The 13189-nt window shown below is 51.8% G+C and carries 12 protein-coding genes; 10 read left to right on the plus strand and 2 right to left on the minus strand.

Annotation, left to right across the window (positions count from 1 at the left end):
* Positions 1 to 37: 37 nt before the first annotated feature.
* The 3 genes from AC52W5_RS14580 to AC52W5_RS14590 all read left to right on the plus strand — a co-directional run bounded on the left by AC52W5_RS14580 (position 38) and on the right by AC52W5_RS14590 (position 5427).
* Positions 38 to 724 carry an endonuclease/exonuclease/phosphatase family protein gene (locus AC52W5_RS14580; RefSeq protein WP_112892265.1) on the plus strand — a complete coding sequence of 229 codons (687 nt, stop codon included), beginning with the start codon at positions 38 to 40 and terminating at the stop codon, positions 722 to 724.
* Positions 725 to 1572: 848 nt separating this feature from the next.
* Positions 1573 to 2118 (plus strand): SRPBCC family protein, encoded by a 546-nt coding sequence (locus AC52W5_RS14585; protein ID WP_177219722.1) that lies wholly within the window; start codon positions 1573 to 1575, stop codon positions 2116 to 2118.
* A 408-nt stretch (positions 2119 to 2526) separates the two neighbouring features.
* A complete protein-coding gene (locus AC52W5_RS14590; RefSeq protein ID WP_495671532.1) occupies positions 2527 to 5427 on the plus strand; it encodes a cation-translocating P-type ATPase in 2901 nt (966 codons plus the stop codon).
* A 73-nt stretch (positions 5428 to 5500) separates the two neighbouring features.
* Here AC52W5_RS14590 and AC52W5_RS14595 read toward each other — a convergent pair whose 3' ends face one another.
* Positions 5501 to 5791, minus strand: coding sequence for an EexN family lipoprotein (locus AC52W5_RS14595; RefSeq protein WP_166637018.1), 291 nt, complete (start codon positions 5789 to 5791; stop codon positions 5501 to 5503).
* 244 nt (positions 5792 to 6035) lie between these two features.
* On the minus strand, positions 6036 to 6560 hold the full coding sequence (locus tag AC52W5_RS14600) for a hypothetical protein (protein ID WP_074974547.1): 525 nt from the start codon (positions 6558 to 6560) through the stop codon (positions 6036 to 6038).
* A 481-nt stretch (positions 6561 to 7041) separates the two neighbouring features.
* Here AC52W5_RS14600 and AC52W5_RS14605 point away from each other — a divergent pair, with 481 nt between their 5' ends.
* The 7 genes from AC52W5_RS14605 (at position 7042) to nhaA (ending at position 13115) form a co-directional block, all read left to right on the plus strand.
* Entirely contained in the window at positions 7042 to 7596 is a 555-nt protein-coding gene (locus tag AC52W5_RS14605) for a helix-turn-helix domain-containing protein (RefSeq protein ID WP_074974610.1), read from the plus strand.
* 218 nt (positions 7597 to 7814) lie between these two features.
* On the plus strand, positions 7815 to 8036 hold the full coding sequence (locus AC52W5_RS14610; protein ID WP_074974545.1) for a hypothetical protein: 222 nt from the start codon (positions 7815 to 7817) through the stop codon (positions 8034 to 8036).
* A gap of 101 nt (positions 8037 to 8137) precedes the next feature.
* A complete protein-coding gene (locus AC52W5_RS14615) occupies positions 8138 to 8464 on the plus strand; it encodes a hypothetical protein (protein WP_074974544.1) in 327 nt (108 codons plus the stop codon).
* Between the two features lie 381 nt (positions 8465 to 8845).
* Positions 8846 to 9100 (plus strand): hypothetical protein, encoded by a 255-nt coding sequence (locus AC52W5_RS14620; RefSeq protein WP_495671533.1) that lies wholly within the window; start codon positions 8846 to 8848, stop codon positions 9098 to 9100.
* A gap of 394 nt (positions 9101 to 9494) precedes the next feature.
* Positions 9495 to 10694: an acetyltransferase domain-containing protein gene (locus AC52W5_RS14625; protein WP_495671534.1), complete on the plus strand. Its 1200-nt coding sequence runs from the start codon at positions 9495 to 9497 to the stop codon at positions 10692 to 10694.
* Between the two features lie 149 nt (positions 10695 to 10843).
* The gene (locus tag AC52W5_RS14630) at positions 10844 to 11110 is read left to right on the plus strand and encodes a hypothetical protein (protein WP_256210413.1); all 267 of its coding nucleotides are present in this window, start codon (positions 10844 to 10846) and stop codon (positions 11108 to 11110) included.
* A 121-nt stretch (positions 11111 to 11231) separates the two neighbouring features.
* Positions 11232 to 13115, plus strand: coding sequence for a Na+/H+ antiporter NhaA (gene nhaA, locus AC52W5_RS14635; protein WP_495671535.1), 1884 nt, complete (start codon positions 11232 to 11234; stop codon positions 13113 to 13115).
* Positions 13116 to 13189 lie beyond the last annotated feature (74 nt).

The following is a 13189-nucleotide window of genomic DNA, read 5'->3' on the forward strand; positions in this document are numbered from 1 at the left end:
CCTGTTCGGGCATGAAAACGGGAATTCATGAAATTATATGCAGATGACATTGGCCACCTACAATATACACGGTTGTATCGGCGCCGACGGACGCTTTAAACCTGATCGCATCATAAACGTTCTGCAGGAGATGAATGCGGATGTAGTTGCTCTGCAGGAAGTAGAGCATCACCAGATTGAAGGTTATGACCTGCTGGATTATTTCGCAGCGAAGACCGGACTTACCGCCATTGCCGGACCAACCCTGGTGCGCCGTACACATCACTATGGAAACGCCCTGTTAACGAGGCTTCCGGTCGTGGCAGTAAATCGGATAGATCTCACCCTGCCCGGGCGGGAGCCGCGCGGGGCGCTCGATGTCACTCTTGCGTGGAACGAGCGACAGGTCCATGTGGTTGCAACCCACCTCGGCCTGCGACCTTGGGAACGACGGCAACAGGTGCGCCACCTGCTTAAGCTGTTTGAAATCCGTCTTACGGAGACCTATGTGTTAATGGGCGACCTCAATGAATGGTTCCTGTGGGGGCGCCCTCTTCGCTGGTTGCACGCTCACTTCAAGCGTCCCCCTCATTGCGCCACATTTCCCGCGCGAAAACCTTTCATGGCGCTGGACCGTCTGTGGGTGCATCCGCGCCGCCGACTGAAAAGCCTCGAAGCTCATACCAGCGGCCTCGCACGGATTGCATCGGATCACCTGCCTTTGAAAGCCATAATAGAAATCTGACCGGTTGCTTCTTGAGGATCTCCGCAATCGGGATTTATGGCAGGCCACCTATCCTTAGCCAGGAATTATCTTTTTAATTCAGTTACTTATACCGTTATGGGCAAACAGCGTTCCGGGGAATGCACAGCGTACACTCGCCGTTTTCACCCCACTCGCAGCATTTATTCGGGAAACAGGTCCCTCCGGCAGGAGGCCCTCCCCCGCCGCTACCGCCACCACTACCATTACTATTCTCTGGTATATCGATAAAGTCCAGACAATTACGGCAATAGGCGAACATCGAGCCCATGCAGGCCGCATAGCATGCAATCATGCCGGGAACTGACGGAAAAAATGCAGTGCACCCGATGCAACCCAGAATCCAGCCGTTACAAAGAATGTTTCTACCAAAACTGCATGCTTGAGGGGAAATGACAAGGCTATTGTTGAGGCCCGATCCGGGGTGGCGGGCCATATAGCTGGCAGTATATTGTGAACTCGTTCTATATATTGCTGCTTCGGCAGTAAACCCTGGCACATTCATTTTTCAATCGCTCAATCGTCTTTGAGGAGAGGATTTTCCTGCAATCTGCTTTTTGCATATTTCAGCTGGCAGTTGATCGAATGATATTTGGCCGATATTTGGTTATCAGTGCGATAGCGCACCTTGGATAACGTTGTCCTTGGATACATGCAGCCTCTGCAGTTGCTTCGTCGCGCAATTGCGATTACGTGCACAACCGCACAGAATTCCAGCCCGAAAAACCTATTATTGAGAATATCAGTAAATTTTTCATGAAACTGAGAGGCTTCCCGCTTGGAAAAATACGGGGCTCGTGCCAATGAAATCAAGTCTACAGGGGGTAAAAATGCTAGGAAGAATAGTGGCACTCGCCGCAGTTGCTGCAGGGGGACTGATGTTATCGAAAACATTCCGGAAATCGAGGGAGGCGGGATACACATCGACGGTGGAGAACTCTATCGAAGTCAATGTGCCGGTTAGTACTGCATATAATCAATGGACTCAATTTGAAGAATTTCCCAGGTTCATGAAAGGTGTGCGCGAAGTACGACAGATCGATGATACCCACTCGCATTGGCGGGCAGAGATCGCAGGCAAGGAAGAAGAATGGGATGCCGAGATTACGGAACAGATTCCCGATCAGCGGATCGCCTGGCATAGCACGAGTGGTGCCAAAAATTCGGGTGTTGTAAGCTTCTACGGAATCTCAGACTCAAAAACCCGAGTGGTGCTGAAGATGGATTATGGACCGCAGGGCTTCCTTGAAGGACTGGGGGACGCTCTGGGGGCAGTAAAGGCGCGTACGAGCGAAAATCTCCAGTGCTTCAAGGAATTTCTCGAAAGCCACGGAAAGGAAACCGGAGCGTGGCGCGGTTCGGTCGGACAACATTAGCTGTAGTAGTTCTCAAACTCAAAGATCGTACCAACTCCTCCCCCTGGTACGATCAAAACACTCTGCTGCCATATTGGCAAACCACTTTCTTCAAAGAAATTCGAAAAGCTTGTCGATGTATAGAGATCTCATCCCTGGAACACCGGTCCACCGATCTTTTGTTAGCTATCTATGTAACTCCTGCTTCTGCTACCCTGTTATTTTTTCCAGCCTATCTTCAGTACAAGAATCTCTTGAACAGTCCTCTGGATGAGTGAATTGCAGTTAAAATCGATCGTTCCAACGCACAGTGCCGATTATCACTGCCTTTTCGCCAGTATCCAGTATCCGGTTGCGCCAGCAAGTATCTGTTCAAGGCCCCTTATGTTAAGGAACGAATAAGGAAAACAAGAAGCAGGCAGATGAACATTGCATACATCCGAGCAAAATAAAAAAGACTCATATCAGCAATCCATTCAAGAACTGGCCTCCGCCTACGAAACGAATACCCAGCTTGGCTTGAGCGATACAGAAGCGCTGGCCCGGCTGGATAGATACGGCAGAAATGAACTGCCAGCCGGAAAAGTTGTTCCCCGCTGGCAAAAGTTTCTCGCTCAGTTCCAGAATGTACTGGTTATCCTTCTGCTGATTGCAACGGCAATTTCGGCAGGCCTGTGGCTTTATGAACGCGAATCCGCTTTACCTTATGAGGCAATCGCTATCTTTGCAGTAGTGCTGCTCAACGCGATCATGGGTTACATTCAGGAATCCAGAGCGGAAGAAGCAGTCGCTGCCTTACGCCAGATGTCGGCAGCACGTGCCAAGGTCATCCGCGGCGGAGTACAGCGCTCTGTTGTTGCAACAGAACTGGTGCCTGGCGATATCATTCTCGTTGAAGAAGGCGATACCATCCCTGCGGACGCACGGCTTATTCAAACCACCGCACTACAAACGACTGAAGCGGCACTCACTGGCGAGAGTCTACCGGTGTCCAAGGATACTGAGCTCATCATGGAACAGGCCGAGCTTGGAGATCGCCATAATATGATCTTTAGTGGAACCGCCGTTACTTTCGGCCATGCGCATGCACTCGTGGTGGCAATCGGCGAGCAAACCCAGATGGGGCATATCGCAGGAATGTTGGCAACGGTGCCGCCAGAGACAACGTTGTTGCAAAAAGAACTTGCGCACGTCGGCAAACTACTGGGAATAATCGTGATGGCAATTGCCGTCATCATGATTACCACGATTATTCTCGTAGGGAATGTAAGCAGTCTGGCTGTACTTATAGACGTTCTCATACTGGGAGTAGCTCTTGCTGTTGCCGCCATACCCGAAGGTTTGCCTGCCGTGGTAACAGCTGTACTTGCCTTAGGCGTCCAACGCATGGCGCGCAGAAATGCAATAGTACGTCATCTCCCTGCAGTCGAAACGCTTGGTTCCGCAACCATTATCGCTTCCGATAAAACAGGCACTCTGACAAAAAATGAAATGACAGTCCGGGTAGTTGTTACGGCAAGTGGACGCATCGAAATGACAGGTACCGGCTATTCACCCAAAGGCGAGGTGCGCCGCTATAGTCCTGTGGATAATAAAGAATATCCGGATAATTTGCTTCAAACTGATCCAGTTGTCATAGAGGAAGATAAAGCGGGTGGCAGAATTGAAGGCGCGTTGCGTCATGAGCTTGAGCGCGCTTTGACCATCGCCGACAGGGCCAGTAACGCTGTATTGCAGCATGATGTGGATGGATGGAGGGTACAGGGCGATCCAACCGAAGGAGCACTTATCGTCGCGGCGCGCAAGGCAGGAGTGGAGGCTGATGCACTGGATGAACAATTCGAGCGTGTGAGCGAGCTTCCCTTCTCCTCGGAGCGTAAATTGATGACGACGCTACATGTCGATGCAAAAAAACGTGAGTGCCTGCTTGTTTTTACAAAGGGAGCACCCGATGCATTGCTCGCCCACTGCTCCTTTGAACTGGTGGGGGAAGAAACCAGGTCTCTAACTCCGGAGCGCCGCGGCGAGATCCTGAAGCTGAATGAGGAATTGGCAACTGAGGCATTACGTTCTCTCGGTGTCGCGTTCCGGTCCGTCCCCTCTGATGCGTTCAAAGCCAATGGAGCGGATGAAAGCATCGAGTACAACCTGGTATTCGTAGGGCTGATCGGCATGATCGACCCTCCACGCGAGGAAGCGAAAAACGCCGTCAGCCAGGCAAAGGCTGCAGGTATCAGGCCGATAATGATCACAGGCGATCATCCTGTAACCGCAACCGTTATCGCCGCGCAGCTGGGAATAGCTGGAGATAAACAGGTTGTTACGGGTGCAAAACTTGAGCAACTCTCGGATAAGGAGCTTGATCGCACCGTACAGGAGGTTTCCGTGTATGCGCGCGTGAACCCGGAACACAAGCTCTGGATTGTCAAAGCGCTACAGAGAGGGGGTGAAGTCATTGCGATGACCGGCGATGGCGTAAACGACGCGCCCGCCCTGAAAACTTCGGATATTGGAGTGGCCATGGGAATCACAGGGACGGACGTCTCCAGGGAAGCGGCTGACATGGTTCTCACGGATGACAATTTTGCGTCGATCGTGGCGGCAGTGGAAGAAGGCCGCACCATCTTCTCCAATATTCGAAAATTTTTACGCTATCTGCTCTCGTCCAACATAGGAGAAGTGCTCGTGATGTTTTTCGGCGTGCTACTCGCAAATATCATTGGATTGCAGACGGGAGACGGACTTATTGTGCTGCCCCTGCTGGCAACGCAACTCCTGTGGGTTAATCTTGTAACTGATGGAGCTCCCGCCCTCGCGTTAGGCGTCGATCCGGCAGGAGCCCATGTCATGCGCAGACCTCCCAGGGCAAAGGGAGAACGTGTGATCACATCTGAAATGTGGTTCGGCATCGCCTTTGTAGGTGTAATCACGGCAGTGGGAACGCTGCTGGTGATCGACGCCTGCCTTCCGCAAGGCCTTATAGAAGGCTCGGGCAGCACACCCTATGCACAAACAATGGCTTTCAATACTCTGGTATTGTTTTCCCTCTTTAATGTGCTGAATGCGCGTTCTGATAAACAGAGCGCATTCGTCGGCTTATTCTCCAATAAATGGCTGTGGAGCGCGATTCTGCTGTCGCTCCTGCTGCAGATCGCCGTAATTTACGTGCCATTTCTACAGCACGCATTCTCCACCGTCAGTCTGAGTCTGCGGGACTGGCTGCTTTGCGCAGGGGTAGCCAGTTGCGTGCTGTGGTTGCGTGAATTGAGCAAATTGATACAACGTGCTGCGAGCCAGGCTTCACGTTCCTCAGTAGCTCAGCAGCCGTAACGCAGGTCCGCCCACCTAAATTACTTCGTATTTTACTTTACGTGGCGGGAAGGCAGCATTCTCCTGTTCGTTCTTAATTTCCGATAGATGGCTCGGTTCGGACACCTTCGTCTGGCGTAGCCCACTTAGTTGTTGCTTTAATATTATTTTCAGCACGGCTCGCATTGACACAATCGGGCGTTGCATCCAGCGTGCGCGGATTGGTCATGCAATCTTTTAGCTTTTCAGTTCGTTCCGTTGCATGCGACTCATACCAGTCAATGGATCTGACGTCTTCCTGCGCGGGGCGGGTACCGCATCCCGCAAGCATTGCTATTACGAGTCCGCTCACTCCTACTGAAACGATAGTCGTCTTCTCTCTCATAGGTAAGTTCTTCGAGGGTAGATTATCTGTGATAAAACAGGCCGGTACTCCCGTTCTGTCTGTGTTCATACCATTTGAGTTGAGAATTGCATAGACCAGCGGGCTAATTCTGTGCGGTGGCGTACCCAACCGAAAGAAATCAGAATCGTTACAGAACCCCTTCTGAACCGGGGAGGGACCAGGATCGAGCCAGGGCAAGATGTTTACGGCGCACCCAGCTCGATCTTCTTCTGGTCTGATCTAATTACGCCATTTCACTGACCACCGGACTCCGCAGCAGACCACGGCTTTCCATCTCCCTTTGCAGTATATCCATCGCCTGATCATGAATCAGATCGAGTGCGTCATAGCCACGATTACGCAATGAGGCCGCCTTGAGCATTCCACAAGCCATAGTTTTCCTGATTTCACGCAACCCGATCTTTTGGCCACAGTAGGCGCGAATTATCTGCTCGATACCCCTGCGGTTGTGGATTCCCGTCCCGAAATTTGCAGCGAGGTGCCGGCTGAGCAGATCGAACCCGCTCGCCTCCCGGCCGAATTGAACATTTATGTACGCAATATGCAGATCAGATAGTATGCGATTGCATAAGCTTAGAATCAGCGCGGCCTGCGCGTGAAGATCGTGCGCGGTCAATTCACCATTTGCGCCGCCCTCCCCTGCTCTGTCAGGTCCACGCATTGTGTTAACGGATGAGATTTTTACGATCGGACGGCTAGTGGTTTCATACGCCCAGCTCAATGCATGCTGCGGATCATTAAACTTCATTTTTCATATTCCCTTTTTTGAAAAAAATGTACAACGAACGCCGTGTTTTCGCCCTTTTTCACAGAACTCCAGGTTATTCCACCCCATCTGGATTTTCGACTCATACCGGCAGCCGTGGCATGATCGAGCCTGCCTGCGCTCTGCAACCGCTTCTGGATTTCCGTACTCCCAACGCTCAAGAGGCAAGCGCATATCGTTCTTTTCGATGTCTGCTCTTCTGATACCCGTTCTCATTGGTTACGCTCCGATTCCTTCCTCGTGTGAATGCCTGTGCCACAGGCTGTTGCTGATAGTTACATCTGTAGTCATTCAGGGTGCAGAGCCATTTGTTCGACGATAAGTGGTATTGCTTTGTGGTCCCCTGTGAGGTGAACCTTTTTTGCTTGAAGATTTCCAATAAGAGATATTTTTACAAGTTTTACTTGTATATGTCAAGGGAAACTTGTAAGCGGGGTGCAAGAATTGCTTGTATTATGATGGCATGGATATTGCGCGGATAATTCGCGAGGGGCGCGAAAAGCTTAAATTGAACCAATCGGAACTGGCCGAGCTCGTGGGTGTATCTCCACAAGCGGTTCAGCAGTGGGAATCTGGTGCTACGCAACCTCGCGGAAAAAGACTGAACAGGATCGCGGAAGTGCTCAAGCTGCCCCCAGCGATGATGCATTTCGGGATGCCACTGGAAGTTCCAGCTGCGCCTGATACTACTGTATCGCCTCAGCCGGAGAAGCCGGCACGTGGAACCCGAGCCACTTCTCCCCGCGTCGCTGAGAAACCGGTTTCGGAGAACGATGCACTTATCAATCAGGTTATCGAAGCAATGCGGCGCATGTCTAAAGAAGATGCAGCGCGCCTGGTAACAATAAGCAAGGCCCTGGTCGGCGAAACATCTGCCGAAGTGGTTGAGGCGGTTCCTTCGGTAGATCTGAAACCGTTGCCGGTACCGGATCTGCCTCCTCATCCACCTCCAGCTTTTCCTCCGCGTCGGATGCCCGAGAGTAGAACAAAGGTCAGGGGAAAGACGGCAATCAGATAGACGACAGTTTTCCAGGCACGGACCGGATCGCCGCAAAAATGACAGGCGCCGAGGCTGACCCTGGTGTAGCAGTATGTTTTAAAAAGAAAAGATACATACGGAAATACAGACCATATTCGCGTCACTCATTCGTGAATATCATCGGGATAATAGAAGAGTTGATGCACCTTACAATAAATAATCTGGACCAGTGATACGCCAGTAACACTCCTGCCATCATGAGACCATTAGCAAATAGACTGCCGTATGACAGCACGGAGATGCTGCTCGCTTTTCATGTTTCAGAAAAGGCACGTGCAAAACGTGACAAATATATTATGCAATTCCCCGAGGAGTTGCGGGAACTCGAAAAAAGGAGGTATACACTTGAGCAGGCAGTAAAGGAAGTGCTGGGTGAAGTAGCGGAAGTTGCATTGCTTATCCGGGAACTGGAGAGCTGATTTGTCCGGAAGGCGGAAATTTAGCGCGAAATAACACATTTATTTTTTATAATTTTTATATATTCTTCCCTTTTCGCCTTTTTTATCGATCTGGAGTTCATATGAAAAATCTTATTGCCGCCTTGCTCAGTATGCTGGTGCTTTCTTCGTGTGTTATCACAGGAAAAATGTCAGGCGTCCGGGAAGGCATGACAAAAGCCCAAGTAATAAGCATTGCGGGTAATCCGGATGGCTATCAGCGCAATGGCGATTATGAGGCATTGCTCTATATCGATCGCCGGCACTCCTGGTCCTTATTCGGCGGACCCTATCGGGATGCTGTCGATTATTCGGTCATCCTTCGTGATGATCATGTGATGGAGTTTGGCCCTGGCAGAACGCACGAGCGCCAGGCTGAAGTTCCTTTCGTCAGGGTTCCCGGCCGTTAACTTGCATTTATCCGTATTTCCCAAGGCTTCCAGCGATTGCCCCATCCTGATCCTTTCAAAGCTCAATCCCTCCTTCCATTCGATACTTGTAAACAAGCTTACAAGTTTACTTTTACAAGTTTTTCTTGACAATTACAAGTTATACTTGTATTATGCTCTCCATGTTGCAACACCGCAGTTAATCGGTCCTGGTGTTGCAACATCCGTGAAACAGACGTGCAGCCTGCCTCAGGCATAGCCTCGATCGAGTAAGACCCTCAGGGCGTCGAAAGACAAGCGGTCAGGGAAGGGAAAGGCATAAAGAAATATCCAGGCCGTGCCTGGCGCGGAACTTGAGCCCGATTTGAAAGGGCAAACTATGGTAGAGCGAGGGAGAGCGTGATGGGAAACGGGGTAGGACGATGGATGAGCTGGATGGCAGTGTGGACCGAACATCGTCCTGCCCCCCTTGATCTCTCAGATACCGAGATACTTGACTGGTTAAGCGAATACTGCGACCAGGCGGTTTATACGCGCCCAACTCAGCAATGTCGCGGCGGATTCACCTTGTATTGCGATGAGATCAGAAGCAGCGCCGTCACCCTGCGTGAAGCGGTTTGTTTGGCAGCTGCTAAATGGAAGGAGGTTAATGAATAGGTCGCGACGATAACGAGCTACGGCTGCTGAGACAAAATTTCCGGTTTTCCGGAAGCAGATATCCGCCAAAGCCGCCAAAGCGAGTTTACCAAAATTGATGAGCTTTCGGAGGAAGCAAAAAACAGGCAACAGGATTGCTACTGCCATCGGACTTGCCTTCCTTTGGGAGGCATCTGCAAGCCCATGTTTTATCCTACCGTTTTTTCCAGCCATGCCAATTGAACTAAAGTACTACCCTATATCCTGGGCACGGGACCACTCGCCCCAATAAAACTTGAGGTCCAGCGTGAATTACCCTATAAAACCCGTAGTCAGGTCTATCCGGCAAGCAAGAAGGTGGATATTGCTACAGATAATCCACATTCAGGAATAGGAAAAAGACTCAAGCAAATCCATGCAAAGCTCGCGTTCACCTGCAAATTCCACTACGAGTGCTCCCTACATAACGTCCATCGACCTCATGCGTGGGCTGGTGATGGTGCTCATGGCGCTTGACCATGTGCGGGGATTTTTCACCGATGCGGATTTCAGCTCCACTGATCTTGCGCGTACCACTCCCGCTATCTTCCTGACGCGCTGGATCACCCACCTGTGCGCACCGGTATTTGTCTTTCTGGCGGGCACGAGCGCCTATCTGTCTGCATCCAGAGGCATGAGGCGCTCACAACTGGCGAAACGGTTACTCCTGCGAGGGTTGTGGCTGGTATTTCTTGAGCTGACGGTTGTGCGTTTTGCCTGGTTCTTCAACCTGGATTACAGCTTGATGGATCTGCAGGTAATCTGGGCGCTGGGCTGGTCGATGATTGCTCTCGCGGCACTCGTCTATCTGCCGCTATGGGCGATAGCCGGCTTTGGCATCGGCATGATCTTGACTCACAACCTGCTCGACGGCATACAGCTTGAGGATTTTCAGGCAGCAAGCGGCTCACTCACTTGGAAAGGATGGCTGTTGAGTGCGCTCCATATCCCCCACTTCCCGGTAGTGTATCCCCTCATCCCCTGGATCGGGGTAATGGCCGCAGGCTATGCATTTGGTCCTCTCATGCTGCTGCCATCAAAGGCAAGAATAAAGGCGGTGCTTGAATGCGGGGTTATTCTTGTCGCAGGCTTCCTCATTCTCCGAGCCCTGAATATCTATGGCGATCCGGATCCATGGGTTGTGCAGGAAACCTTGGTGTTTACCCTGCTATCTTTCCTGAACACGACAAAATATCCGCCGTCACTGCTCTATCTTCTGATGACGCTCGGACTCATGTTACTGCTGATATCTGCATTTGAATGGTGGCATGAGGCGCATGGGCCGCATGGCGGCGCGGGGCGTTTTCTTATCACTTTTGGACGCGTGCCCCTGTTTTTCTATCTCATTCATCTGTATTTTATTCACGGGCTCGCCCTGCTCATTGCGTTTGCAATGGGAGCCGATATCAGCTCATTCATGACTTCTTCGTGGGAATTTCCACCCTGGTGGGGATTCAGCCTTCCGATTGTTTACCTGGTATGGGTGGTAGTCACCGCAGTGCTCTATCCCATCTGCCGGCGATTCGCCGCATTCAAGTCCCGGCACCGCGGCAGCTGGTGGACGCCTTATATCTAAGGAGGCCGTAAGTCTGAGGGGTAAATTCCAGAGGAGACAGGAAACAGGTCACTTGCACGCCAAATGTTCCTATATGTGCGCTATCCAACGAAAAAGAATCGTTCCTTTTGCTAAGCTTCGGGTTTCAGAGAATGACAGGAGTTGCTGTAATGGGTGACGATCTTTTTCAATTCCCAATCACGGGATGGGAAATAAAAACAGAACCTATCGATGGATTGCTCTCGGTCCGGTTTCCATTTTTATCTCACGAGCAGCAAAAGCTTGCCGAGGCAGATCCCGGCAGGCCCTACGTAATGCAGGCTGAACAGGCGCGAGAGCTTCGAGACGCATTGTCGAGAGCAATCGAACGCCTTGAGGACCAAGAGCTCGCGACCCCCTTGCTGGCGGAAACATACAACCCGTTTCTCATCTATTAAGCGAAGCGCAGCAGTTCGCTTTGCAGTCCCAATTCATCGAGCAGGATAGATAGCAAAAAGCAGTAAACCCTCGGCGCCATTGCCAGGAGTGAGCGAATATATTTGATACGCTCGATCTCTGATGAATCCTGAACCGCCACCAAATCGCCTCGACAGGCCGGTCGACGAAGCGTACGACCATACACTGGGACCAGCGGATGCCGAAATTACCCTGGTCGAGTATGGTAGTTACGCCGATGCGCCCTCACGCTCTGCACACGAGCGCGTTGCCGAGCTGCGAAGCCGGTTTGGCAACCGCATGCGCTATGTATTTCGCCATCGCCCGTTGGCAGGAAGCAAAATTGCGCGCCGTGCAGCTGAACTGGTGGAATCATACGATGATCCCGCTCGATTCTGGAATCTGCATGTCGCACTGATGAGCCGATCTGACAAGCTGAACGCAGACGATCTGCGCACCATTATTTCTGATTTGAAGCTGGATGGGAATAAAGGAGCCGAACAGGAAGAAGCGGCAGCAAGAGCAAGAGATCGCGTAGATGCGGATATAGCCAGCGCAGATGCCAGCGGTGTCACCGTCACGCCGACATTCTTCATCAATGATCGACGTTACGATGGCCCCTGGGATGTGCGTTCACTCTCTGAAGCAATGCTTGGCTCGCTTGGCCACGTCATGCATTCTGCCGCGCTGGATTTCGCCAAATGGGCGCCTTCGACCGGAATCATGCTGCTGCTTGCCACCGGACTCGCGGTTATTCTGAGCAACTCCGCTTTCGGTCCTGATTTCAATGAAATGTGGGAACAACGCCTCGGGGTTACTTTCCAGCATAGCACTTTTGAGCTTTCATTGCGTCATTGGATAAATGACGGATTGCTGGTGATCTTTTTCCTGGTTGTCGGTCTCGAAATCAAGCGCGAGTTCACCGTGGGACATCTTGCAGACCGGCGATCCGCAATGTTGCCAATCGCCGCAGCGACTGGAGGCATGGCTGCTCCCGCCTTGCTTTATCTGATTCTGGTGCCGTCAGGACCGCCAATCGCTCCGGGATCGGAGGGGGCTGATGGCACATGGTCATATGGATGGGGTATCCCAATGGCAACGGATACGGCGTTTGCGGTTGCGCTGATTGCCATGATGGGCAGGCGCGTTCCTGTCGAGCTACGTGTCTTTCTTACCGCGGCTGCCATTGTCGATGATATTGGGGCAATCATTGTCGTTGCAATTTTTTATTCAGGTGAACTGCATATCGGTTATCTGGGCAGCGCAGCCGCGATTACGGGATTACTGGCGCTGCTCAATAAGGGCAGCGTGTATCGTGCGTCTCCGTATGTGATTCTCGGAATCGCCCTATGGGCTTGTGTGTACGCAAGCGGGATACATGCTACGCTGGCAGGCATCATTCTCGCATTGTTCATTCCTACACGCCCGCCGCCCAATCTTCGCGCACTCATGCTTCAGGCGGATGCCATTCTAACCGCCGAAACCCGGCGCGGGAGGGAGGTCATGCATTACGGGCCTTCCGAACCTGCGCTGGAGGCGTTGGATGCCATTCATGACCGTTTGGAATCTCCCGCTGATCGCATGCTCCGGCACCTGGCGCCAAGATCGAGCTTTCTGGTATTGCCGGTGTTTGCGTTCGCGAATGCAGGAATGGTTGTAGAGACAAGCGTATTCAGCGAGCACGTACCGTTAATACTCGGCACCGCAACAGCATTGGTCATCGGCAAACCTCTCGGATTTATCACTGCCACCGTAACCGCTGTTCAACTGGGCTTTGCCACCAAACCAGATGCCTATTCCTGGCGACAGCTTGGGGGAGCAGGAGCCCTCGCCGGAATCGGTTTTACCATGTCACTTTTCATAGCCAGCCAAGCCTTCTCCGAGGTAAGCGATTATTCAGCCGCCAAAATCGCAATTTTCGGAGGATCGATCCTCTCGGCAGTCATCGGTGTCGCCATACTCTGGAATGCACAGGCAGAGGAAGAAAAAATCCATGAGCGTGAGTAGAAACGGTCCAGGTCGAAATAGCAAGGGGACGCGCTGGAAGCGAAGGTAAAAATGAAGCAGATATCCGGGCGGTA

This window comes from Nitrosospira sp. CT (assembly GCF_059489795.1).

Excerpts from the sequence above, each read along its gene's own strand:
- AC52W5_RS14580 (WP_112892265.1), top strand. The coding sequence starts at position 38 with ATGCAGATGACATTGGCCACCTACAATATACACGGTTGTATCGGCGCC.
- AC52W5_RS14585 (WP_177219722.1), top strand. The coding sequence starts at position 1,573 with ATGCTAGGAAGAATAGTGGCACTCGCCGCAGTTGCTGCAGGGGGACTG.
- AC52W5_RS14595 (WP_166637018.1), bottom strand. The coding sequence starts at position 5,791 with ATGAGAGAGAAGACGACTATCGTTTCAGTAGGAGTGAGCGGACTCGTA.
- AC52W5_RS14600 (WP_074974547.1), bottom strand. The coding sequence starts at position 6,560 with ATGAAGTTTAATGATCCGCAGCATGCATTGAGCTGGGCGTATGAAACC.
- AC52W5_RS14605 (WP_074974610.1), top strand. The coding sequence starts at position 7,042 with ATGGATATTGCGCGGATAATTCGCGAGGGGCGCGAAAAGCTTAAATTG.
- AC52W5_RS14610 (WP_074974545.1), top strand. The coding sequence starts at position 7,815 with ATGAGACCATTAGCAAATAGACTGCCGTATGACAGCACGGAGATGCTG.
- AC52W5_RS14615 (WP_074974544.1), top strand. The coding sequence starts at position 8,138 with ATGAAAAATCTTATTGCCGCCTTGCTCAGTATGCTGGTGCTTTCTTCG.
- AC52W5_RS14620 (WP_495671533.1), top strand. The coding sequence starts at position 8,846 with ATGGGAAACGGGGTAGGACGATGGATGAGCTGGATGGCAGTGTGGACC.
- AC52W5_RS14625 (WP_495671534.1), top strand. The coding sequence starts at position 9,495 with ATGCAAAGCTCGCGTTCACCTGCAAATTCCACTACGAGTGCTCCCTAC.
- AC52W5_RS14630 (WP_256210413.1), top strand. The coding sequence starts at position 10,844 with ATGGGTGACGATCTTTTTCAATTCCCAATCACGGGATGGGAAATAAAA.
- nhaA (WP_495671535.1), top strand. The coding sequence starts at position 11,232 with ATGAATCCTGAACCGCCACCAAATCGCCTCGACAGGCCGGTCGACGAA.